The organism is Vibrio sp. Vb0349, assembly GCF_033338975.1.
Window position 1 is genome coordinate 160,705 of sequence record NZ_JAWOTS010000008.1, and the last position, 24,854, is coordinate 185,558.

Annotated in this window: 20 protein-coding genes and 1 tRNA gene; 15 read left to right on the top strand and 6 right to left on the bottom strand. The window is 42.5% G+C overall.

The window, feature by feature from the left end:
- Position 1: 1 nt before the first annotated feature.
- The 11 genes from R7Q47_RS11980 to R7Q47_RS12030 all read left to right on the top strand — a co-directional run bounded on the left by R7Q47_RS11980 (position 2) and on the right by R7Q47_RS12030 (position 14,902).
- A complete protein-coding gene (locus tag R7Q47_RS11980) occupies positions 2 to 796 on the top strand; it encodes a type VI secretion system accessory protein TagJ (protein ID WP_005387519.1) in 795 nt (264 codons plus the stop codon).
- Positions 797 to 803: 7 nt separating this feature from the next.
- Positions 804 to 1,268, top strand: a complete 465-nt coding sequence (gene tssE / locus R7Q47_RS11985; RefSeq protein WP_042520997.1) for a type VI secretion system baseplate subunit TssE — start codon at positions 804 to 806, stop codon at positions 1,266 to 1,268.
- A complete protein-coding gene (tssF, locus tag R7Q47_RS11990; RefSeq protein ID WP_248486296.1) occupies positions 1,265 to 3,088 on the top strand; it encodes a type VI secretion system baseplate subunit TssF in 1,824 nt (607 codons plus the stop codon). The genes tssE and tssF overlap by 4 nt, the downstream gene beginning before the upstream one ends.
- Positions 3,085 to 4,050, top strand: coding sequence for a type VI secretion system baseplate subunit TssG (gene tssG, locus R7Q47_RS11995; protein ID WP_154203878.1), 966 nt, complete (start codon positions 3,085 to 3,087; stop codon positions 4,048 to 4,050). The genes tssF and tssG overlap by 4 nt, the downstream gene beginning before the upstream one ends.
- Positions 4,051 to 4,060: 10 nt before the next feature.
- Complete coding sequence (gene tssH, locus R7Q47_RS12000) at positions 4,061 to 6,628, top strand: type VI secretion system ATPase TssH (protein WP_248486298.1); 2,568 nt, start codon at positions 4,061 to 4,063, stop codon at positions 6,626 to 6,628.
- A 208-nt stretch (positions 6,629 to 6,836) separates the two neighbouring features.
- Entirely contained in the window at positions 6,837 to 7,316 is a 480-nt protein-coding gene (locus R7Q47_RS12005; protein ID WP_005375967.1) for an Hcp family type VI secretion system effector, read from the top strand.
- Positions 7,317 to 7,365: 49 nt separating this feature from the next.
- The gene (tssI, locus tag R7Q47_RS12010) at positions 7,366 to 9,201 is read left to right on the top strand and encodes a type VI secretion system tip protein TssI/VgrG (protein WP_318089049.1); all 1,836 of its coding nucleotides are present in this window, start codon (positions 7,366 to 7,368) and stop codon (positions 9,199 to 9,201) included.
- Positions 9,202 to 9,212: 11 nt separating this feature from the next.
- Positions 9,213 to 9,503 (top strand): PAAR domain-containing protein, encoded by a 291-nt coding sequence (locus R7Q47_RS12015; RefSeq protein WP_248486300.1) that lies wholly within the window; start codon positions 9,213 to 9,215, stop codon positions 9,501 to 9,503.
- The gene (locus tag R7Q47_RS12020) at positions 9,504 to 10,343 is read left to right on the top strand and encodes an NAD/NADP transhydrogenase subunit beta (RefSeq protein ID WP_248486302.1); all 840 of its coding nucleotides are present in this window, start codon (positions 9,504 to 9,506) and stop codon (positions 10,341 to 10,343) included. It abuts the gene before it with no gap.
- Positions 10,344 to 10,702: 359 nt separating this feature from the next.
- Positions 10,703 to 11,836: an exonuclease SbcCD subunit D gene (locus R7Q47_RS12025; RefSeq protein ID WP_248486304.1), complete on the top strand. Its 1,134-nt coding sequence runs from the start codon at positions 10,703 to 10,705 to the stop codon at positions 11,834 to 11,836.
- A gap of 9 nt (positions 11,837 to 11,845) precedes the next feature.
- On the top strand, positions 11,846 to 14,902 hold the full coding sequence (locus tag R7Q47_RS12030; RefSeq protein ID WP_248486306.1) for an AAA family ATPase: 3,057 nt from the start codon (positions 11,846 to 11,848) through the stop codon (positions 14,900 to 14,902).
- Between the two features lie 58 nt (positions 14,903 to 14,960).
- Here R7Q47_RS12030 and R7Q47_RS12035 read toward each other — a convergent pair whose 3' ends face one another.
- Positions 14,961 to 15,341 (bottom strand): cystatin family protein, encoded by a 381-nt coding sequence (locus R7Q47_RS12035; RefSeq protein WP_213961077.1) that lies wholly within the window; start codon positions 15,339 to 15,341, stop codon positions 14,961 to 14,963.
- 307 nt (positions 15,342 to 15,648) lie between these two features.
- Between R7Q47_RS12035 and R7Q47_RS12040 the strand changes: the two genes are divergently transcribed.
- A complete protein-coding gene (locus tag R7Q47_RS12040) occupies positions 15,649 to 16,182 on the top strand; it encodes a lipocalin family protein (RefSeq protein ID WP_025767720.1) in 534 nt (177 codons plus the stop codon).
- Between the two features lie 207 nt (positions 16,183 to 16,389).
- Here the strand turns inward: R7Q47_RS12040 and R7Q47_RS12045 are convergent, their stop codons facing one another.
- The 5 genes from R7Q47_RS12045 to R7Q47_RS12065 form a co-directional block, all read right to left on the bottom strand.
- Positions 16,390 to 17,385, bottom strand: a complete 996-nt coding sequence (locus R7Q47_RS12045) for a succinylglutamate desuccinylase/aspartoacylase family protein (protein ID WP_151515525.1) — start codon at positions 17,383 to 17,385, stop codon at positions 16,390 to 16,392.
- 110 nt (positions 17,386 to 17,495) lie between these two features.
- Positions 17,496 to 19,028, bottom strand: a complete 1,533-nt coding sequence (yfcC, locus tag R7Q47_RS12050; RefSeq protein ID WP_005387492.1) for a putative basic amino acid antiporter YfcC — start codon at positions 19,026 to 19,028, stop codon at positions 17,496 to 17,498.
- 212 nt (positions 19,029 to 19,240) lie between these two features.
- Positions 19,241 to 19,561 (bottom strand): c-type cytochrome, encoded by a 321-nt coding sequence (locus R7Q47_RS12055; protein ID WP_017633643.1) that lies wholly within the window; start codon positions 19,559 to 19,561, stop codon positions 19,241 to 19,243.
- A 78-nt stretch (positions 19,562 to 19,639) separates the two neighbouring features.
- Positions 19,640 to 20,644, bottom strand: coding sequence for a low-specificity L-threonine aldolase (gene ltaE, locus R7Q47_RS12060; protein WP_054578964.1), 1,005 nt, complete (start codon positions 20,642 to 20,644; stop codon positions 19,640 to 19,642).
- Positions 20,645 to 20,666: 22 nt separating this feature from the next.
- A complete protein-coding gene (locus R7Q47_RS12065; protein WP_017820203.1) occupies positions 20,667 to 21,182 on the bottom strand; it encodes an NUDIX hydrolase in 516 nt (171 codons plus the stop codon).
- A 269-nt stretch (positions 21,183 to 21,451) separates the two neighbouring features.
- On the opposite strand from R7Q47_RS12065, the gene R7Q47_RS12070 reads away from it, so the two are divergent.
- The 3 genes from R7Q47_RS12070 to R7Q47_RS12080 all read left to right on the top strand — a co-directional run bounded on the left by R7Q47_RS12070 (position 21,452) and on the right by R7Q47_RS12080 (position 24,854).
- Entirely contained in the window at positions 21,452 to 23,113 is a 1,662-nt protein-coding gene (locus tag R7Q47_RS12070; RefSeq protein ID WP_054576741.1) for an ATPase RavA domain-containing protein, read from the top strand.
- A gap of 9 nt (positions 23,114 to 23,122) precedes the next feature.
- Positions 23,123 to 24,577: an ATPase RavA stimulator ViaA gene (gene viaA / locus R7Q47_RS12075; RefSeq protein ID WP_213866315.1), complete on the top strand. Its 1,455-nt coding sequence runs from the start codon at positions 23,123 to 23,125 to the stop codon at positions 24,575 to 24,577.
- Between the two features lie 203 nt (positions 24,578 to 24,780).
- Positions 24,781 to 24,854, top strand: a tRNA-Cys gene (locus R7Q47_RS12080).

Here is a 24,854-nt window from a genome sequence, read left to right on the forward strand (position 1 = left end):
AATGACTCAATGGAAAAATGCTTTGTCCCAAGGCCTATTGCAACACGCTCTAGAGCAATTAATTGATGAAATTAAAGCAACCCCTAAAGATGCGAGCTTGAGAAGTTCCTTCATTGAGCTTCTTTGCATTGATGGGGACTTCGAGCGTGCGGACGCTCAGCTCATGCAATCGATTAAATTGTTTCCTGAGTATCTGCCTGGTGCAAGTCAGCTACGACATTTAGTGAAAGCAGCTCAAGCTAGAAAGGATTTTATCAATGGTGCGGCTAGTGCCAAAGTATTAGGTGATGAGGAATTAACTAAAGAGCTTGTTCGATTTAATCTTGCTCTCGGAAATCAAGAGTACGAAGAAGCGTCACGTCTATCGCATCGCATTGAAGAGCATCGTACTATTAAAGGGTTTAACGTAAACGGCACAAACTACGAAGATGCTAGAGATATTGATGATCGTTTAGGTGGTTACATTGAACTGTTTTCTACAGCAGGTAACTATTTTCTTGTACCCATATCGAGTATCCATACGCTAGAAGTTAAAGCACCTGCTTCTTTGTTAGAGAGTATTTGGCGACCTGTCGAGTTTGATATCGATGGACTTGGTGAAGGCGAAGGCCATATGCCTTTGACGTATGTCGACTCAGAGACCGATGCGCAAAAGTTAGGTCGAGAAACGGATTGGAAGCAGATTGGTGAGCAAGAATCTTTTGTTGGCTTGGGTCAAAAATGTTGGTTAGTCGGTGACTCAGCGCTTCCAATCTGTGATTTGACTACATTATTAGAACAGAAACAAATAGCGTAGAAATATCATGTCGTTAACCGTTTCTCTGCTCGACAAATTGATAGATAGTGATCCTCTCGCTCGGGATGAGAAAGACTTCCCTGCAAGCCAGCAACAGATGTTGAGCAGCTTACTTAGAGATCTAGAGTCGATGCTGAATAGTCGTATTGGATGGAAAAATATTCCTGATGATCTTCTAGAGGTTCGTTATTCAATATTGAACTATGGGCTGCCAGATTTTTCCTCAATGCCCTATAGCAGCCAAGAAGGGCAGAATCAGCTTTGCGACATCGTTCATGATGCAATTAAAGAGTTTGAGCCGAGGTTAAGGAACCCTCATGTCCAGATTTCGGACGAGAAAAACGCTATTGATAGGGTATTGAGGTTACAGATAAATGCCACTTGCTTAATTGATAACAGTATTCATGAAGTGCGATTCAATTCTGAAGTAGAGCCGGTAAATTTAGGTATGAAACTGAGTAGAGCAAAATGAGTGAAGAGTTTCTCAAGTACTATAATCGCGAGTTAGCTTATTTGCGTCACAAAGGGCAAGAGTTTGGTGAGCAGTATCCCAAGATTGCCGCGAGACTTCGTATTAGTGAGGAACAGGTTGACGATCCACACGTAGAAAGATTGTTAGAAGGCTGCGCATTTCTAACAGCAAGGATTAGACAAAGCTTAGACAATAGTTACCCTCAGTTTACAGAGTCTTTGATGGGACAGTTATATCCGGATTTTCACGCCCCAATCCCGTCAATGTCAGTCATTAAAATGAGCTGTTCTAACTCCACTTCCTCTTATTTTGATGTAGAAGAAGGCGAGCGAGTTGTTATCGGTGCTACTGGATATCATGAATGCGAGTTTAGAACTTGTTATCCGGTCAGAATGTATCCTGTTGATGTGACCTCTGGCGTTTTTAAAAATGCGCCTTTCAAGCCAGTTGGCTCACGATGGGAAAGCAATGCTCATTCAGTTTTGAAAGTACAGCTCACGGCTCAAGATGAAGAGACTCCTCTTGGTGAAATGGGGATAGAACGGCTGCGCTTCTATTTAAACGGTCAATCTCAATTGACTTTTAAGCTCTACCAAATGCTGTTTCAAAACCTAATTGGTTTATCTGTTGTTGTGGATGGCAAAGAAGTTCGTCCTTTAACCAAAAGACATCTTTCTGAAGTGGGATTTTCAGAAGATGAGAAAGTTGTGCCATACAGTAAAAGAAGCTTTTCAGGAGCAAGATTACTTGTTGAGTATTTACACTTTCCTGAGAAGTTTATGTTCTTTGATATCACCGAACTTGGATTATCAGAGCTAGATCTTAGAGAGCAAGTCGAACTGTATTTTTACTTTGATACCAACGATGACTGGCTTCCAAAGCAAGTGGACGAAGAAAGCTTAATGGTAGGCTGTGTGCCTGTGATCAACTTATTTAAAAGTATTATGGAGCCTAAGCGTATTCTACCAACTGAATACGATTACCACTTGTCTCCACAATACCAAGAAGCTGAAAGTAATGAGGTTGTCTCAATTTCTGACGTAACGTTGAGAAACTGGAACAAAACGTACCACAATTTGCCATGTTATCACGCTGGTGAGCACACGCATTATACGAACACTAGTGAGATTTATTGGTTGATGAGACGTGAGGATAAGAACTGGGCTGGTGGGTATGATGAGCCAGGTAGAGAAACCTACATTTCTTTTGTTGATAAAAAACATCAATTGTTCAGCCCGGATAGCCGGGAAAACTGGTTAATGTACGTGGAAGCTGAGTGCTGTAACCGCAACTTAGCGCAGAAACTTCCATTTGGAGGTGGGCTGCCGCAAGTATCTTTACCGGAGGTAAATGACAATTTCGAATCTGTTCGTTGTTTAGTTTCTTTATCAGAAACTATTCGGCCAGAAATGGATGAAAGCACACGATGGCAGTTAACTAAGCTTTTAACTTTAAACCATTTTACCGAGGAAGATGGTTTAGCAACTTTGAAGCAGATCCTTAATCTCTATGCATTTTCTGGGACAGCAGAAACGAAAGCGGTAATCGATGCTTTAACTAAGTTAGAGTTTGAGCCTACTACAGGAAGAATTAGTCAGAAAGGTAAAGTTGGATTTGCGCACGGTATAAAAATTATTTTGACGGTTTCTGATCAAATTTTACCTAAAGAGCAGATCTTTCTCTTAGGTAGTGTTTTATCTGTTTACTTCTCGCAATATGCTGAAATTAACATTTTTACGCAGTTAGAAATAAGACTTAAGTCCACGGGAAAGTCTTTCCACCTATGGCCCGCATTAACTGGCGATAAGGTGTTGTTATGAGCGCGGAACAATTTTATCGAGAATTAAAGCAACATCCATTGTTTGAAGCGATTCATCTTATCGAACACGAAGTTCTGCAAGCAGAGGCGCAAATAGGAACAGATGCGTTACCGAAGCATGAAAAGCTAAACTTAAAGGTTAATCCATCATTAGGTTTTGAAAATGCACAGCTTTGTGAACTGAAAAATATAGATGACAACAAGTTAGAGATTGAGACCAATTTAATAGGCCTAACGGGTGAGCAAGGTGTGCTTCCCCAGCACTATAGTGAATTAGCTTTACATCGCCAAAAAGAAGGCGATACGGCTATGGTGGACTTCTACGATATTTTCAATCATCGCTTATTATCTCTTTATTATCGATGTTGGCAATTGAGTCAGCTGACTGTTCAGTCTCGTGCGCATGCGCAGGGCGCGCGTTCGCCGTTAGAAAGCTGTAAATCGGCATTAACTGGGAAAGGGAGTTCACTGTCCCGGCACTATGGTGGTGTGTTTGCTTCACCAATGAGAAGTAAAGGTGGACTAAAAAGTATTCTTGAATGTTTATCTGGATGCCAAGTAAAAGTTCATGAATTTCAAGGACAATGGTTACACCTTACGAAAGAAGAGCAAACACGCCTTGCATCCCGAACTATGCCTGAAGGGCAGTTTGCTCAACTTGGTGTAGGAGCTTCTTTGGGTTCGAAAGCATGGAATATCAACGCGGGGACAACAATAGAATTTCTGCCAAAAGATAAACAGCTAGTTAGTAAATTGCTTCCTAACCAACCCAATATAGCAATCATTAAGAACGCTGCTTATGAGCTGATTGGAAAACATAAACAACTGAAGTGGCAGCTCACCACCAAACATAGTTTGCTACCACAAGCTTGTTTATCGAAACAGCAGGGGCAGTTAGGTATTGGTTCTGTGCTTAAAAAACACGAACGTACAAAAGATCGAACTATAACAATTACTATTTAAAGGAAATGTAATGGCTTCACTCTCACTTTCAGCGTTGGTCGAAAGATTGTCTCCTCAGGCTAAGGAAACACTTGAACAGGCAGCTGCGATGGCAAGCTCCCGAACTCATCACAGTATTGAAATGTCTCACTGGTTAATGATGATTATCCGCCATCCTGACGATATTTACTCTGAAGTTTTTGACGAATTTGATGTCGATAAAATCAAGGTTGAAACCGATATTCAAAAGGCATTAGAAAAATACAAAACAGGATGCCAGTCGGTGCCTGGGCTATCAGCTCATACGGTGACTGTTATGCAAAATGCTTTGTTATCTGCAACCATTGAATTCAATCAAGAACAGTTGGGGTGCATCCATCTTTTATTTGCCTACTTGTCTGATGATACGTTAGTCAACATGGCTGGTTCGATTAGTCCTGAACTAAACAAGATAGAACCATCTCGCTTATTGAACTTTAAAGAAAGTAATGCGCCTCAATCAAGATCGAATGACTTAGCACAGTCAAACGCGAGTTCCGCCTTGAATCAATTTACAACAGACCTTACTGAGCAAGCTAGGGAAGGTAAAATAGATCCGGTGATTGGTAGAGATAATGAAATTCGCCTAATGATCGATATTTTATTAAGACGCCGACAAAACAACCCGATTCTTACCGGAGAAGCTGGTGTTGGAAAAACAGCCGTTGTTGAAGGTTTGGCGCAAAAGATCATTGATGGCGATGTACCTCCCGCTCTGCAAAATGTGGCAATTAAGTCTCTGGATTTGGCGTTACTGCAAGCCGGCGCAGGCATGAAAGGTGAGTTTGAAAACAGGCTTAAGAACCTTGTGAAGGAAGTAAACGACGCTCCACAGCCTATTATATTGTTTATTGATGAAGCTCATGGCCTAATTGGCGGTGGTGGGCAAGCGGGCCAAGGTGATGCGGCGAATATTCTGAAGCCAGCATTAGCGAGAGGTGAACTCAGAACGATCGCAGCAACAACGTGGGCAGAGTATAAAAAGTATTTTGAAAAAGATGCAGCTTTAACTAGGCGTTTTCAAGTCGTAAAGGTTGATGAGCCAGCCCCTGAGCTCGCGATTGAAATGTTACGAGGCTTACTTGATGTAATGGCACAACACCACGATGTTCATATCACTAACCAAGCTCTCAATGCAGCGGTCCAACTCTCAGCTCGATACATTAATGGTCGTCAACTGCCAGATAAAGCGGTTTCTGTTTTGGATACGGCCTGCTCTCGAGTTGCGTTAAGTCAGTCATCTACACCGGGAGGCCTAGATGCGAAAAGAAATAAACTTAAAGCAAAGCAAGCTGAGTATGAGCATCTTAGCCAAGAGAATCGGCTAGGAGCATCTCTTGATGTGCAGCTGCAAAGTGTCCGAAAAGAGATTGATGCGCTATCTAATGACATTATTGAATTAGAAGTACTTTGGGAAAAAGAAAAAGAATGGGTAAGTGAAGCTAAGTCACTTAGAACCCAAATAATCCAGGAGGGTTCTGAGACTGCGAGAGACAAGTTACAAGAGCTTGAAAATAACCTCTCCGCTAACTCACAGCCCTTAGTTTTTTCGCATGTAAATGAAGCGCTAATCGCAGAAGTTATTTCGGATTGGACCGGTATACCGCTGGGTAAACTTCAGGATGATGAAATCCAAGCAGTATTGGGTTTGAAAGAAAGTTTGTGCAAGCGAGTTGTCGGGCAGGATCACGCTTTAGAGCTCATGTCTGAAGTGATAAAAACTGCGAGTGCGCAGCTCACGGATGAGACACGACCAAATGGTGTATTTCTCCTAACCGGACCAAGCGGAGTGGGTAAAACCGAATCGGCTTTGGCGATTGCAGAGAAAGTGTATGGTAGTGAAGAAAATGTCACGACTATCAATATGTCGGAATTTAAGGAAGAGCATAAAGTCTCATTGCTATTAGGTTCTCCTCCTGGTTATGTCGGTTATGGAGAAGGAGGTGTACTGACTGAAGCTGTTAGACGTAAACCTTATAGTGTAATTCTCCTAGATGAAATGGAAAAAGCGCACCCTGGTGTTCAAGATATTTTTTATCAGGTATTTGATAAAGGCTCAATTAAAGACGGTGAAGGTCGAGATATAGACTTTAAAAACACTATTATTATTATGACCGCGAACACAGGGACCGAAACGACGATGTCTTTGTATTCTGACCCTGATTTAGCGCCTGAGCCGTCAGCACTAAAAGATGCTTTACGCGATGATTTGTTGGTTGACTTTAAACCAGCATTTTTAGGGCGTGTGAATGTATTACCTTATTTGCCTCTATCAAGAAAAGTATTGATAGAAATAACAAAATTAAAGTTGGATAAAATTACGACTCGTATTCGTAAGCACTATAACGCTGACCTGTTTTTTGATGAGGAACTAATTAATGATATTGTAGACAATAGCAATGAGTCTGGGAGTGGTGCGCGTGTGGTACAAACAACCATAGAAAATACATTGCTTCCGAAGATTTCTCATGAAATATTGCATGCAATTCTTAATGATAAGACGTTTGATGAAATTATTGTTAAAGGTACAACTAGTGGACTTGATGTCTCAATAGTTTAACATCCTTTACACTCTCAATAATAATTGGGAGTTGGTTCATATTAACTATTATTTTTTATAAAAAACGCTTAAATTAAATCTTATTTAAAGATATAACAGGGCGTATTTAAAATGAAGTTTTTGATACATTAATCACTAATTATCACCAAACGTCAGATAATTAAATTATTACGATATATGTCAATTAATAATGCTATAGGAGATTAGCATGCAGTCTAATACGTATCTTAAATACGCAGATATTAAGGGTGAGGCAACAGCCGAGCAATACAAAGATTTGATTACACTACTATCTGTAGATTGGAGTGTAGGTCGTGAGATCTCATCATACACTGGTACAGCGATGGACCGTGAAGCGAGCGCTACTCGTCTATATGATTTGACTATCACTAAACTTCAAGACCGTTCTTCTCCTGACTTATTTAAAGAAGCGACGATTGGTAAAGGTAAACCAGCGGTTTTCCATATTACTAAGCAGGGTGAGAAGGTTGAAGAGATCATGAAGATCGAACTGACTGATGCGATGATTTCTAACTACTCAGTTTCTATCCAAGACGATCGTCCAGTTGAAACTATCACAATTTCTTACACAGAAATGATGATGACAGTGACTCCTACTGACGATAAGAACAACACTTCTGCTCCATTGGTATACGGCTACAGCGGTGTTAAAGGTCAACAAATGTAATTTTCATGCGGGGGAATATTCCTCCGCATTTTTTTGAAAGAAGTATTTAATGAAAAGAGCAACTCAAGATAACAATTTCATCCGAATTTCTTCCCCATTCGGTAAAGATGCCATCATACTAAACTCGTTTGAGTATAGAGAAGAGATCTCAGAACTTTTTTCATTGCGTGCTAAAGCTTACTTTAATGATCAACGAAGTGAGTTAAACGAAATTATTGGTAAGGAAGTTACCATTACCCTTGAAAATAATGAGGATGTTTCTTCAAATCCTCGTTATATGCATGGTTATGTTTCTGCTGCAAGATTAGAAGGGAAAAGGGTTTCTAATACACATAAAGGCGAAAATTATAAAAACATAGAATTATTAATAGAGCCTAAATTACGTTTCGCTGAATATCGAAAAAATTGCAGAATATTTCAGCATAAAGATATAAAGGAAATTATCTCTGAAGTACTATCGGAGCATAGTGTTGCCTTTAGTTTTGAATTAACCAAGTCCTATCCTAAATACACATACAAAGTACAATATGAAGAATCAGATCTTGAATTTGTTCGACGTCTGTTATCGGAGGAGGGGCTATCATTTTGTTTTACACATACTAAGTCTGCCCATACGCTCAATATTTTTGATGACATCAGTTTTTATAAGCCGGGTACTGAGTTTTTAGTCGATTTTGATACAGGTACGGCGAAATCTAGCCACATTTCTTCTTGGCATGAAACGCAAATTCTGACTACTAAAGCGAGTCAAAAGTCAGGCTATAACATGCTCAAGCCTTCTTCGAATCCTAAAAATACTGCAAAGGGTGAAAGTGATTTTTTTACAGTACCTGGAAGCGAGTATTTTGAATACATGGGTGAAATGGAGAGCAATGATCAATACGCACTGAGAAACACGCATGCAATAGAAGCACTACAGCAAAATGCATATTTGTGTCGTGGCGTGGCTACGTGCAGAACATTCAGTGTGGGCAAGTGCTTCAAGTTTAAAAAGCATGAAGATAAATCTCGAGTCGGCAAAGAATATGTACTGTCTTCTGTTTTTTTGTCTGCTGCTGTTTATAACCAGACTGGTCAAGGTGGCACCGGTGCGCAAGGTGTCAAAGTCTCGTTTAGTTGTGTTGACTCAAAGACAATCCTGCGTCCTTCAGTTAACTACTCTAAACCTCAGATGAAAGGTTTGCAAACCGCAGTAGTTACGGGGAACAAAGATGGTGAAATTTACATAGACAAACATGGCCGTATCAAAGTTCAGTTTCACTGGGACCGTGTTGGTAAATACGATGTAAATAGTTCATGTTGGATTCGTGTTGCGCAAAATATTGCAGGTAACGGATGGGGGTCGGTGTTTCACCCTAGAGTCGGACAAGAGGTCATCGTCGAGTTTGTTAACGGAGACCCTGATCAACCAATCGTTACGGGGTCACTATATAACGGTAGTCAACTCCCTCCTTACGCTTTACCAGAGCAAAGTTCTCAGAGTGGTTATAAATCACGCTCTGTACAAAAAGGTACATCCAATTTTAATGAGTTGCGCTTCGATGATAAGCCTGGTGAAGAGCACATTTATCTTCATGCTGAAAAACTGTTCCAAATGCTAGTTGAAGACTGTGTTGATATCGCCGTTGAAAACAGTAAAACCGAAAAAGTGACCAATGATGTTAATCAAGAGGTTGGTCAGAACGCGAGCTTGAAAGTAGGTAAAAACTTTTCGAATGAAACGGGTGAAGTACTGTCTTTTAATGCAGGAAAGAGCGTCGAGATCAAAGTAGGTGGTGCTTCTATTCAGATGTCTAGCTCTGGAGAAATCAATATCAAAGGTAATAAAATATCCATTAACGGCTCAGCTATTGCTCTTAAAGCTGGGCAAATTTCATTGAACTAAGGTGATTTAAAGTGGGTAAACCAGCCGCAATTTTGGGCAGCTTTCATCTTTGCCCTAAAAAAACAGGAAAGATACCGCATGTCGGTGGTCCCGTCGTTGTTGGTTCACCAAACGTAACGATTGGCGGGATACCTGCGGCAAGACAAGGCGACAAGCTTATTTGTATCGGTCCTCCGGATAGTATCTCAGCAGGTTCTTCTAGCGTAACAATCAACGGTAAACAAGCCGCAAGAGTCGGCGATTCAACGTCTCATGGTGGCAAAATTCTATCTGGTATGCCTACGGTTTTAATCGGAGGCTAGATGCCACTCGCATTTCAAACGCATCTTCTATCCTTTAATGGCCGTTCACACACCGTTCGCGAGATAGCTGATGATTCTTTTAGATTGTCCGAGGAAATCCGACCCCCTGACTTTGCTCAATCAATAGATGAGCATATATTAAGCCTCGTGCGCTCTGAGCGCGAGAGTCTTGAGCAAGTTGATATCAAAGGGAATCTCTGTGTTCTTTTACCATCTTCGGTAGACAAAAGCTTGCTTAAAGCATTGATAAGCGAGCTTTCTATTTTCGTTGGCCAAACTGTCAATACTGAAATTTACTTTTATCCTTATGGCCAAGCTGCATTTTTGATGGCACTAAATCGGATAAATCGTGAAGTTAATGAAACGCAAGCGACTTGGATACTGGCTATAGAGGTTACGAGCGATGTAGAAGGGCATGTCAAACCTCAAAGCTCTATCATTTTAACCAAGTGTTTTTTTCGACATTCAGGTCTTGTGCCTGATGTTGTTCGAATTGATTTAGATGCCAAACAACAACGCATCGCCGTGGACAAGGTGTTTAAGCAATTAGGAGTAAGTTGTGAACATCCACTCAGTCAATTGTATTTATCCGTTAATGAGGAAGAGCCGCAATGGTTAAACTCAATGCAATTCTTGTCTCCGTGGGTGACCGATCAAACTCAGTATCAATTTGTTGATATCAAACTTGGCGGATTGGGTGCATGTGGCGGCGTTTTAAAAGCGTTAGTGATTGATGAGCTTCAAAGAAGCAGCCCCTGCCCAGACTTTCACGTGTTGCAAGCCGACATCGAGTCAGATGGCTATGCGGTAGGAGTAATATACAATTGGCGTAGCGAATAGGTCTGGCTATTGCTTTTCCTTCTAGTAGCTGAGGTTATAGTGATGCAAATGTTATGGGGGGATTGACTCGAAACTTGCCCTTTAATGATGTTTGGACAATGACTAGGCGCAGCTTGCTTTTCAAAATAACTTTGCTCACCGCGTTTTTACAGTGTTCTTCTCGCTTTCTGATTAAATAGCCAGCCATAGAACACAAACCACATGAAAAGCTGTTCGACTCAAGATATCCTTACCGATATAAAATAACTTGAGTTTTGGCTTGTTCGAGATCCCACCCGTGACGCATTCCTTTTTATAAACGGTACATGGACTCTGACAGAAGCAAGCCTACTCATAGAATTGGCGGAAAGTGAATTCGAATGAAGTTTATCCACACCTCAGATTGGCATCTTGGTCGACAATTCCACAACGTATCACTACTCGAAGATCAACAAGCAGTACTCGAACAACTGATTAACTATATTGAACACAATCCCGTTGATGCGGTTGTAGTGGCGGGAGATATTTATGACCGTTCGGTGCCACCAACGGTTGCAATAGAACTGTTAAATCGAGTCGTGAAACGCATTTGTACCGAGTTAGAAACACCAATGATATTGATATCTGGCAACCATGATGGTGCAGAAAGGCTAGGTTTCGGCTCAGAGCAAATGAAAAATGCAGGTCTCCATATTGTTAGCAACTTTGAAGAGATGCTCACTCCCATCATCATAAAAACGGACTCTGCGGATGAGGTCGCGTTTTATGGTATGCCTTATAACGACCCTGAACAGGTCAGGTTTGCATACAAAGCCTCGGTATCCACTCATGATGAGGCTCATCGATTGCTTGTTGAGCAAATTAAAGAGCGCTTTATCTCTAAGCAAAAGCGCGTGCTCGTGAGTCACTGTTTTGTTGATGGGGCTATCGAGTCAGACTCTGAACGACCATTATCTATTGGTGGTTCTGATCGCGTGAGTCATGAACACTTCTTAGATTTTGACTACGTCGCACTTGGTCATTTGCATCAGCCTCAAAAGAAAGGCGCAGAGCATATCCGTTACTCTGGCTCTCTCATGAAGTATAGCTTTGGTGAACAGAACCAGAGAAAAGGTTTCACGTTAGTTGAACTGGACAAGAAAGGATTCGTTTCTGCAGAGCATATTGATCTTACGGCTCCTCATGAAATGCGTATTGTAGAGGGCGAGCTGGATAAAGTTATTGATCAAGGGAAAACAGACCCCAAGAATGAAGATTATTTGTTAGTTCGTTTGATGGATAAACATGCGATTTTAAACCCAATGGAAAAACTTCGTTCAGTGTATCCAAACGTTTTACACCTTGAGAAACCTGGCATGTTAATTGGGGTAGAGCAGGAAATGGCGCAAGCAAAGTTGGCGCGAAGCGAAATTGATATGTTCCGAGATTTTTTTATTGAGGCGCAAGATAGCCAGTTGTCTAAAGAGCAAGAGCAGGCTGTTACTGACATTATTAAGCAATTATCACAGCAATAGGGACCAAAGATGAAACCAATTAAACTAACCATGCAAGCCTTTGGTCCGTTTGCAAAAACTGAAATCATTCATTTTGAGAAGCTTGGCAGTAACCCTCTATTTTTGATTAATGGTCCTACAGGTTCCGGTAAAACGTCGATCTTAGATGCCATTTGCTTCGCCCTTTATGGTGAAACCACAGGTAATGAGCGACAAGGTATTCAGATGCGGTGTGACTTATCCGCGCAAGACTTACCAACCGAAGTAGTTCTCGAATTTTCGTTACACGGCAAACAATACCGAGTTGTTCGATCCCCTGAGCAGGAAGCGCCCAAGGCCCGTGGTGAAGGGATGACGATTAAAAAGCACACTGCGGCTCTTTATGAACTCGGTGAGACTGAAACGCTTATCACCAGCAAGACGACTCAGGTTAAAACTGAAGTTAGCAATATTATTGGCTTGAATGAAACTCAATTTCGTCAAGTTATGGTGTTGCCTCAAGGAAAATTCCGAGAACTGTTGCTTGCTAGTTCTAAAGAGCGTGAAGAAATTTTTGGCCAGCTCTTTCAAACTGACATATATAAAAAAATTGAGTACGCGCTCAAAGATAAAGCGAGTGCAATTAGTAAAGCGAAAGGCGAATTTGATAATCAAATTCGAGGTGCTTTACAAGTTGCAGAAGCGAGTTCTGAACAAGAACTATTACAACAACTGGAACAAGTAACTAAGCAATTAGAGTCTGATAAAAAGAATGAGCAAGCAGCGTTAGATAAGCTCAATACTGCTAAATCTGAATTGCAAAAAGCGGAAACCTTGAATGGAGAGTTTTCGAAACGAGAGCAAGCAGAAAGCGCACTCAAGCTGCATCTAGAACACTCAGATTCGATAAAAGCTCGTCAACAGCAATTAGAAAACGCTAAAAATGCCAATAAGATAGAGTTGCCCTACATCTCATTACAAAATGCAAAAGCTCAAACGCAAGAGCTTAGGCAAAAAATCGTAGCTTTGAAAGAGAGTCTCGAAAAAGCTCATGTCGTTGCGAGAGAACAAGAAAACTTGCAGCAAAGTGCAAAAGAGGCCGCGGCAAAGGTCCCGCAGTTAACGCAACTGCAGTATCAGCTTGAAAGTATGAAAAACAAGTTGGTCGAGAAAGACAATTTGGAAAGTAAAATAACGGCGGGTTATCAACAAAAACAACAATTTGAAGCAACGTTAAAACAGTACATAGAACTAAAAGATAAGTTAACGTTACAGGCCCAGCAGGGACAGAAGGAGCTAGAGAAAGCACGAGTTGATGTTGCGCTTATTGGCAGCATCGATGCGGAAATAAAACAAAAACAACGGCTGCTACAGGATCTACAAAAGCTGCATGATCTTACTTTAGAGCTCTCTAAACTCAATGCGCTAACTCTAGGTAAGCAGCAGTCACTAAACGAAGCCAGTCAGCGCTATATGCAGTGTCAACAAGACGCTGATACGATAGAGCTTAAGTGGCACAACGCTCAAGCAGCAGTATTAGCGCAGCGACTAAAAGCAGGTGAAGCATGCCCGGTGTGTGGTAGCGAAACGCATCCTAACCCCACAACGTTTGTTGAAGAAGCCGTTACAAAAGAGCAAGTTCAGGCGGCTAGAGCGAAAGAGCGAGAAGCTCAAACCTTGTTGAACCAACTAAGCAATCAGCTAGAACAACATAACGTTGTCATTAGTCAGTATCAGAATCAGTATAACCAGTTGAAAGAGGAGTTGGGTGAGTATGCTACATCTGAGATCTCGACGGTTCAAAATGATTTGCAAGCGCTTAATGCTCAACTCCTACGTCTACAAGCTATTGATATTGAAAAACTAGAAAGGAACGTTGAACAGCTTAATCAACGCTGCGTCGTGGGTGAAAATAAAATTCATGAGCTGCAGAATCAAATGGCGGCAAATGAATCAACCGTTAAAGCGAACCAAGAACAATTGGCTCAATTACAAGCTTCTATTGACCCAAAATACAGTTCCGCTGACTTGCTTGAACGTGAAATTTTGCTGACAAACGAGCAAATTCTGAGTTTGAACACAGGCTTAGAAAAGGCGCAAAACGCTTTGCAGCAAGCGATATTGGAGAAATCAAATGCGGAAAGTCACTTAGCGACGAACAAGCAGTGGTTATCTGAGTCAGAGCAAAAACTTAGCCAAGCAGAATTAGCGTGGAATGAGGCACTACAGGCGAGTAAATTTGAGGATGAAAGCCATTATCTAAGTAGTCGAGTGGGAGATGATGAACTTCAAGCCTGGCAGCAAGAAATAGACAGTTTCAAACAGGCACAAACCAAGCTTGAGCAAACACTACATGATTTAAATCATGCATTGAAAGATCTTGAAAGGCCTAATTTGGAGTCGATTAACGACAGGTTAACCACTCTGCAGGCGCAATATATTGAAGTAAGGAATCAACTTGATACCACACGCTCAATATTTGAACGTCTTGAAAAGGTTCGTAAAGATATTGCCGTGTTGCATGAGAAAAATAGTAAGTTAGAAGAAGAATACAAAGTCTTTGGTACGTTGTACGACGTTGCTAGCGGTAAAACAGGCAGCAGGGTTAGCCTACATCGCTTTGTTCTTGGTGTACTGTTGGATGATGTGCTGATTCAGGCCTCTCAACGCTTAAGCCTTATGAGTAAAGGGCGCTATATTCTTGCTCGAAAAACAGAGGGCTTCAAAGGCGCTGCGGGTCGTGGCTTAGATTTAATGGTTGAAGATGGCTACACAGGAAAAACGCGTGATGTTGCGACACTTTCCGGCGGTGAATCATTTATGGCAGCGCTTGCTCTGGCACTTGGTTTGTCGGATGTTGTGCAATCCTATAGTGGCGGTATCCGTTTAGACACTTTATTTATTGATGAGGGCTTCGGTAGTTTAGACCCAGAGTCTTTAGATCTTGCTATTCAAACGCTAGTGGACCTGCAACAGACTGGGCGCATGATCGGTGTTATTTCTCACGTTTCTGAGCTGAAAGAGCAAATGGCGCAGAGGATTGATGTTGAACCATCAAGACTTGGTTCAACGGTGTCGATTAAATCTCAATGTCGCTTCGCTGTCTAATTCAGTGACTACTGTTAGATCAAAAAGCCTCTAATGTTGGGGCTTTCTGACTAAGTCGCTACTGTTCGCAAAAGTGGCCTTCTTTTGGCGATTGGGTAATCGCATATTCGCCATCGAGGTTGCGATAAACAATCGTGTTCCAAACAGAGCCATCATCCAATTTAAACTCAATAGCATAGTTGACGCCGCTAACGATTTGCGCGTGAACATTCAGTATTTGTTTAAACGACGCTATTGTGTCCATTTTCTTTAAAACAAAGGCCATTGCCTTTTGTGCATCAGGGGTCGCGTTAAACTCATTCCACCCACCTGGCATGTTTCCTTGTGCATTACATACATCTGCCGAGGTCGTTAATTGTGTCGTTTCGCTCGGCTTTTCCTGCTGACAACCTGCAAGTAACACCAAAAGTGCACAAACTGACACTGTTTTTAATTTCATAACAATAACCTCTGTCTATAACGCAACGTATTATAGGAGGGTGATATGCCTACGAATGTCTATGTTGTGCAAAGTTTCTATATGCATAGGGTTAAATGCTGACAAAATGTACAAGCATGGTCAGCTTGTAAGTCAAAAATAGAGCAATCTTGTTATCGATTTGCTGAGATGACGAGGTTTCGGTGTTCAGCGCGCTATTGATGATGAAGAATTGTGATGTGTACCTATGAGGGCGATGGTGCGGCTTAGTGATCGATTTGTTATCTTCTAGAGTAAAATCAATCACTAATTAAAATTTAGGTGTTGTATGAAATCGATAAAAATATTTTTACTTTTGTCACTTGCAACTTTATTTGGTTGTACCTCGAAGCCGGATGGGGTGGAACCCGTCAATAATTTCGATTTAGAGCCATATCTAGGTAAGTGGTACGAAATTGCACGCCTAGACCATTCATTTGAGCGAGGCTTATCCAACGTTACCGCTGAGTATCAGGTTCGCGAGGATGGTGGGGTTAAGGTGATAAACCGTGGATATTCCGAAGAAGAGCGACAGTGGTCAGAAGCTGAAGGTAAAGCTTATTTTGTTGAAGATGAAACGGTTGGACACTTAAAGGTTTCCTTTTTTGGGCCAATATATTCTTCTTACATTGTGTTTGAGCTAGGTGAAAACTATGATTATGCGTTTGTCTCAGGTTACAACCACGACTACTTGTGGCTATTGTCTAGAACGCCTAATGTTGATGAGAAAGTAGTGGAGCGCTTTAAGTACGTAGCTAAAGAGAAAGGTTTCGCTATCGACGAGCTCATTTTTGTTGAACAAGAGAAACAACGGCAGCTTTAAGTTCATCAGCGTGGCTGAAAAAGCGGACAGAGGGGAAGCTTCCTAATTAAGAGCTCAGTTTGTCATTTCGCTTAACAGTAATTTGTTACCGCGTAACTTAATGTGGTCAAAATGGATATAGCCCCATCATTTGTGATTACTCGTGATGGGGCTTATATAAATTTGAGTGAGCGTCGAAAGGTTGATCTATCAACAAACGGTTATGGTTTACTTAATCAAACGAACGATCAGGGAACCTGGTGCTCGAATAGATTCAACATTGTGGCTAAGTACTGTGCCGCTTGTTGGGGCGGTGTAGCGTTTAATCTCAGCGCCAAAGCTGTCGTATTGAATCGCAAGAAGTTGGCCTTGCTCGACAAAATTCATCAAACTGACATGAGGCAGTACAAAGCCGCCGTGTGTCGCTTTCACACTGACGATTTCGTTTCCTTCCAAGCATGACGTAATAGGGTCCATATCACCTTCAACAATGTTATGCTTTTTCAGCACATTAAAAATGCCTGTTACAGTTCGACTGATGAGCTCTTGCTCGGTATATCGCCCCATACCTACTTCAACAGTAATACTTGGGACACCATGGTTATTCCAGACCGTTTCAAGGACGCCAGCATCTCCAGGATCATTTAAAATCGCATCAGGATTAATGAGGCGAGCCATTTCTAATGATTGCTCGATTCGGAAATCTGCAAACACGTAAAGTGGATAGGCCGCACCACTGGTTTGAGTGTGAAGGTCAATGGCTAAATCAGCATTTGGCTTGAGCAAATCATTCCACAATGCATATAAGTAACGTTGGGCCTCATTGCCGTTTTGGTCACCAGGAAAAAAGCGGTTTAAGTTTGCAGGAGACGCATCAGGGTCTGCGGAATAGAAATCGCGGCTGTGGTTTAGCATACCTGGCATGTTAATGGTTGGAACAATAGTGACAGTACCAGCGACTTCAGTGCCGATGAGCTCTCGAGCAGTTTTCTGCGCTGCTAACACACCATTGTACTCATCACCATGAACCCCTGCGGTAATCATGATCTTCTTGCCAGGTTTTTCACCTTTGAACACTAGCACAGGTAGGTGTTGCCACTGAGAGAGAGCATTCGTTGCGATGCGAAACCAAAACTTATGCTCGCCCGAATTTAGGCCTGCTACATTGAGAGATTGAATCACTTGATGACCTTGAATCACGTCATCGAGAAATTGTGTTGCCATTAAAGTTACCACTCCAAAACCATAAGCTAATCTAAAACCTTAGCGTCGTCATACCATGAATATTAATAAGGCGAGAACATGTCTCGCCTTAATTACCAATTGGTTTCGTTTTACGCAAAACCCATAATATGAGCTGCGATAACGACGATACTTGATAGGGTAAAGAGTAATAGAATAAATCGCCAGCAGAATTTTGCCCAGTCACCCCAGTCGATACGGCAGACACCAAGCGTTGCCATGAGAGATGCCGAAGTAGGGACGATAACGTTAGTAAAGCCATCGCCAAGTTGGAATGACAAAACTGCCACTTGGCGTGTAACGCCTGCAATGTCTGCCAGAGGGGCCAGTAGAGGCATCGTTAGTGCCGCTTGTCCAGAGCCCGAAGTGACGAAGAAGTTGAAGATAGATTGGAATACATACATTAACCATGCCGCAGCCACGTCAGGAAGCCCGCTAATCACGCCGCCAGCACTGTTTAGAATTGAGTTCAGTACACTCGCTTCATCAGTTGTACCACCACCAAGGATCAACAATACACCTTTTGCACAACCCACTAATAGGGCAGGTGCAAGCATAATAGCTGCACCTTCTTTAAATGCATCAGCTGCGCAGTTCAGCGTCATACCGTTCAGGCGGAAAATCGTACCGATGATCGCGACAACAAAGCCCATAGTGAAAAATTGAGAAGCGATTTCTGGGATGTACCATGCGTTAGCGACTACGCCCCAAACGACCCACACCGTGGTCGCAATAACCGTAAGGATAACGAGTGTGTCACCTAGGTTCCAACGAGAATCTTGATTGCCAAGCTCTTGCTGACGGAAATACTGGTCTGTGCGGTGGCTGTAAGAAAGTTTAGGATTTGACTTCACACGAGCGGCGTAGATCATTGTGAAAGCGATACCGATTAACGTAAAGCCAGCCCATAACCCCATGCGCACTGTCATGCCGGATAAAACAGGTACACCCGCAATGCCTTGCGCAATAGCGACGGAGAAAGGGTTCATCCAAGAAGTAGCAAAGCCAATTTGAGTCGCAACATAGGTAACCATTACCGTAGTGATACCATCATAACCAAGGCGAACCATAAGCGGCGCGATAATAATCGCAAATGCTACGGCTTCTTCACCCATACCAAATACCGCACCGCCTAGCGAGAACAGCAAAAATAGCACTGGAATGAATAGCGCTTCGTTACCTTTGGTCTTATCGATAAGGCGCAGGATACCGTTATCGATTGTGCCTGTGCGCATTACAACGCCGAAAGCACCGCCGATAACCAACATGAACATAATCACGCCGATTGCGCTGCCCCATTTAGAGCCAGAAACTAGCCCTTCGAAAGGGAAGTTCATCAGACCAATGCCACCACCAGAAGCAAACAGGCCAACCTTGTTGTAAACCAATTCACCGTTTTCGTCGGTTGCATAAGAGAAAGAAGAAGGATCGATAACTGTGCGAGTTTTTTCTGCACCGTCGACCATGTAGGTCACCTGTTGGCTATCAAAATGACCAGCAGGAATTAAGTAGGTAAGAATCGCAGCAAGAATACCAACAATGAAGATCAAAATGAGGGTATCTGGCATCTGCCACGACTTAGGGGTAGCAACCGAGTCTGCTGGTTGCGCATGTGTGTGAGACATAACTTACTTCACGTCAAATTCAATAAAGCATGAAATATCGATAAAATAGAATAAAAAGTCAATATTAATGCTTATGTTGAACTATAAATTCATCAAATATTTGAAGTGAAGTTAATTTGATTGTTTTGTGGTCAAATGTTGGGTTAATGTTTCAATATGCGTTGAGTTTGGATGATTCACGAGCTTTCATAGTACATCTACAGGTGATCTAATCACTTGATTTCTGTCTGTTCTGCATAAAAAGCAGCGACATCACGAAGGTCTTCATCATTTAACATTTTTAACTGTGCTGCCATCATTTCTGCAAGTGGCCCTTTACGCTCACCGGCTTGATAAGATTTCATTGCATTGTAAAGGTACTGAGCATTTTGACCAGCAAGGCTTGGATAGGTGTTGTTCGTTGCGATGCCTGTAACACCGTGACAATAGACACAGCTAGGTGATTTGATTTTACCTTTATCAGCATCACCAAACGGCTCGGCATGGATAGCGGAAGAGAAAATAAAAGAGATTAGAAGTACAAATCTGAGCATGGAGGTTATCTATTCGCTAAAAATCATGCCGATACAATAAAGCTTCCCCTTAGGGGAAGCTCAATGATCAAAATCAAATTAAAGTAGAGATTTTATACTTGATAAGAAAGTGTCGATGTCTTTCGCTGAAATATCTTTATGAGTTACAAAACGAATTGGATTTCCAGGGGTTATCGTGATGTTTTGTTCCTTTAGTTTCGCAGCGATACTTACTATGTCCACTTGAGGATCAAGCTTCGCGAACACGATGTTCGTTTGAACAAATTCAGGGTTGACTGAAAAACCAGGCAGTTCTGCTAAACCTTCCGCTAAGGTTTTTGCGTTGATGTGATCTTGTTTTAGCTGTTCCACTTGTTCGGTAAGGGCAAGTTTGCCTGCTGCGGCAAGAATACCCGATTGACGCATACCACCGCCGACCATCTTTCTTAAGCGACGTGCTTTTGCGATGTAGTCTTTGCTACCAAGCAGTAGCGAGCCAACAGGGGCAGCCAGACCTTTCGACAGACAGATCGTCATTGAATCAAAGTACTGACCGATCTCTTTTACCGGAACATCAAGTGCAACGGCTGCGTTAAAAACGCGAGCGCCATCTAGATGCATCTGCAAGTTATGTTTATTCACGAAGTCACGTGCTTCTGCTAAGTAAGACAGAGGTAGTACTTTACCATTAATTGTGTTTTCTAAGCTGAGAAGCTTAGTGCGAGCAAAGTGACAATCATCTGGTTTAATCGCAGCAGCCAGTTTATCAAATGGTAGCGTGCCATCCGGGTTATTTTCGACTGGTTGAGGTTGAATTGATCCCAAAACCGCCGCGCCACCAGCTTCGTATTTGTAGTTATGTGCTTGTTGCCCACATAGATATTCATCTCCCCGCTCGCAATGCGCCATTAAACCGAGCAGATTGGCTTGAGTGCCTGAAGTGGTAAACAAAGCTGCTTCGAAACCAGCAAGCTGCGCAGCAAATTTTTCAAGCTCATTGACCGTAGGGTCATCACCATAAACATCATCCCCAACGGGGGCCTTAAACATGGCTTCTCGCATGGCTTGGGTGGGCTGTGTAACGGTATCTGATCGAAAATCCATGAATGTCTCCTTGGTCAAAGTCCTAAATATATCCGCAAAGGCGCGCTTTGCTTAAGCAAGCGATCGTTTTGGCATCGGTGATCGTGCCATCGACAATCTTTTCTTCGAGTTGCTTGATTGACAAGGTGACGACCTCAATCACTTCGTCTTCATCGCACTCGTAACGGTTTGTTTTGTTGAGCTTTTCGGCAACAAATAGATACTGTATCTCATCACAAAATCCGGCAAGAGGGGTGACTTGGCCGAGAGACGTGAATTTCTCTGCACTAAACCCAGTTTCTTCCTCTAACTCTCTTTTGGCGCAGCAGAGTGGCTCTTCGTTGCCTTCCCTGGTACCAGCAGGAAGTTCCAATAGCCATTTATTAAGTGAAGGCCGAAATTGGTGGACAAGGACAATCTCACCCTCCGCTGTAATAGGGAGAATCACTGCAGCGCCCGGATGATGGATTGTGGTGTGCGTAATTGCCTGTCCTGTAGGAAGCATAACGTCTTCTTCAATCAGAGAAATTTGCTTCCATTTATGAATTATCTTGCTCATGCAGTTATGAACCCTAGCTGTTACCGCATTTTTGACGTTTTTCGACATTAACCACAAATGGTGGGAAACAAAAGCAAAAAATACTGCAACACGACGAAAGCGTTTGCACTTTAAGTGAGCAATGTCTCATAAATGGAAACTTTGATTGCTTCGTCAAGATGGGGAAAAGCATCTGCTATAAGGGGAATTCGACAAAATACATTTGTAACAAAGTTATAACAAGTGTATAAAAATGTTAACGCAATACCACTTCAGTAGCCGGAGAACGTATGACACAAACCTTATTTGCCTCAAATGCCGAAAAAGCGCTTCTCTCAGAACGCATCAATAAATTGGCGAAAGCGTTAACGGATGGCGTTTATGAGCGTGAACATACGATCAAGCTCTGCCTTCTTGCTGCACTTGCTGGTGAAAGTGTTTTTCTTTTAGGCCCCCCTGGTATTGCAAAAAGCTTAATTGCCAAACGACTCATCCAAGCGTTCGATAACAGCAGTTACTTCGAATACCTGATGACGCGCTTCTCAACCCCTGAAGAGGTGTTTGGGCCACTGAGTATCCAAGAGCTAAAAGACAACGGCCGTTATGTTCGCTTAACTAAAGGGTATTTGCCAACTGCACAAGTCGTATTTTTGGATGAAATCTGGAAGGCGGGCCCTGCAATTCTTAATACATTGCTGACAGTGGTTAATGAGAAAACATTCAAAAATGGCAGCGATATCGAGCGTGTGCCAATGCGCTTGTTGGTATCGGCTTCCAATGAATTACCCGATGAAGATAGTGGATTGGATGCGCTCTACGACCGCATGTTGGTGCGTGTGTTTGTGAATCGAATTCAGAATAAACAAAACTTTAAGTCGATGTTGACTGTGGGCACATCGCAAGAGGCACAAGTACCAGAAGGCCTAGCGATAACTGATGAAGAATATCATCAATGGCAACAACAGCTCGACAAATTGACGTTAACCGACAATGCATTCGAAAAGCTTTTCCAGCTTAAAACGATGTTAGAAAGCAAAGTTGAAGCTCAGTTTGGTGATGTGGCCAATACCGATATGTATGTCTCTGACCGCCGCTGGAAGAAAGCCGTGAAGTTGTTAAAAGCGAGCGCGTTTTTTAATGGTCGCGATGAAATAAATCCGCTTGACCTTCTACTGCTGCAAGATTGTTTATGGAACAGTCCTGAATCGCGAGATGTGGTACGTGAAGTGGTTCAAGAGTTCGCCTTAAAACATGCATTTGATCAACAAGACGCGGAGCAGGAAATTGAGTACTGCCGAGAGTCTTTGGTTGATGTTCAACATGAACTTGAAGATGCCTACCGCATGACGTTAACGTCTGAAGCGGCAACGGGCATTTTGCGTAAAGAAACCATGCGCTTTGATACCTCTAAAGCCAAGATGTACAAAGTTGGCGCAGCCGTTAACTTAGTTAAATTGGTGGTCTTGCAAAGCAACATGTCGGTTTCAGAATCAGAAAAAGGTGATAGCCGCTGGGTTTATGTACCCAAAGATGAGTTAGATCGAGTCATTAAAGAGGGAAGCGGTGATGTGTATGGTTACGTCAATCAAAACACCAACATGTGCCGTTTACGATTTGATGTTGACGCGGCGAATAACCTAGTTATCCGTGATATCGCGAACCGAGGCATTTTGGTTAGCCTAGTGACTCAAGAGGGCTTGGATGTAGAGCTTTACCAAAAGTGGTTAACGCAGAGCGAAAAAGCCGTAAATCAGCTTAGTGAGGCAGAACACCATATGCGCAAGGTGAAAGCGAACTTTCATGATGCGCTTCCGCATAGCTTTGTTGATCCTGAACTACCCCGCCTAATGGAGTCGAGTCTGCAACAGGTAAGTCAGAGACTTGAATCAATCCAAGCAGAAAGTGAAAAAGTTATCCAACGCTTTAAAAACTTAAATCAGTTTTTCTCATAAGGAGACGACATGCTAGGTGCAGACGGACTTAACCTCGCGCTGATGGTGGCCGACTCCGGCATCATCGATAGCGCAGTTAATGATTTGATGGCGCGTTCACAAGTCATGATGATGGCAGAAAACCGAGGTGTTAAATCTTCGGTCAAAGGTCACTTGTTAAAGTGGCGAGGCAGCGTCAAAAAACGGATCACCAAGGTATGTGAGACAGAGCGTTTCCAACAAGAGCTGTCTTTATATCAAGAGGTTATTCATTGGGATGAAGAAACGTTTTTTGAAAACATCGAAGATGTGATTAAAAAGCTGGAATGGCACTCTGCGTTTTACATGCAAGCTCGCCGAATGATGGAAAAGAACAAAGGGATGAATAACCCTATGTTCCCTCATTACTTTTGTGATCAATGGTACCAAAGCCTCACCGATGCTATAAAACAAGCGCAAGTAAGCGAGCTTGAAGCCAATAAAGAAAAGGTGCTGAATGACCTGTATCAACGTATGGAAACCATGCGTAATATGGATAAAGTCACGGAGTCGGGTGACGCTGAAAGTGTAGGGCGCCTGTGGGATATGGCATCTGCCAAGTTGAGTAAAACAGACTTAACGGTGATGAAACGCCATGCTGAGTTTCTGAAGAAGCACCAAGGCTTGCAAGAAATTGCGGAGCAACTCGGTCGTATGGCGGGGCAAGTAAATGATCCTGAACTAAATCGTGCGCCCACTGAAGAACTTCAATTGGTCGAAGAGAAAAGTGATGAGGCGACGGATGATATTGTCGGTATTCACGAAAGCGATGATCTAAATAAGCTACTTCCCAACGAAACGATGTTTTTGGCGTATCCTGAACTTGAAGTTGTGTTCTATAAACACTTAGTTGATAAACGGCTCATGAACTATCGTACACAAGGCAAATCGCGCACGTTACGTAAAGTTAAAGCTCACCGACCTGACCATAAAGCGGTAGATATCGAAAAAGGCCCCTTCATTGTTTGTGTGGACGCGTCCGGTTCCATGAGTGGCTTTCCTGAGCAATGCGCCAAAGCCATGGCTTATGCTCTGATGCAAATCGCACTAGCGGAGCAACGTGATTGCTATGTCATTATTTTTTCTACGGAACACATTACCTACGAACTAACCAAACAAGATGGTCTGCGCGAGGCGGCGGACTTTCTAACTTATAGCTTCCATGGTGGTACAGACTTAGAGCCAACTTTGATTAAATCTATCGACTTGATGAGCGGTGATAAATATAAAAACGCAGACATGGTAGTCATTTCCGACTTTATCGCGCCAAAACAACAAGACGAGTTACTGGCCAAAGTGGATGCGCTCAAAGCGAAGAAAAACCGTTTTCACGCGATTAGCTTATCGAAATACGGAAATCCTGCATTAATGTCGATGTTTGATCACACTTGGTCTTATCACCCTAATGTTGTGGGAAGATTGCTAAAAAGGGTCAGCAACTATTAAACGCCTTAATGTTTCATGGGACAAAACGAACTGAAAGCTAGATTTATATTGCTTCGTTTTAAGCCAATAAGATCGAACTTTGGTCGAATTGACTTAAAAGAAATCAAACGAACAGAAAATGAAATATTTTTGTTTGACTATCTTCTCTCAATCCGTAAAGTAGCCACCAACGCAACGGGGTAGAGCCCTGAAGCGTAATAAAAGGCGCCTTGGCAGAGTGGCTATGCAGCGGATTGCAAATCCGTGGACCTCGGTTCGACTCCGGGAGGCGCCTCCA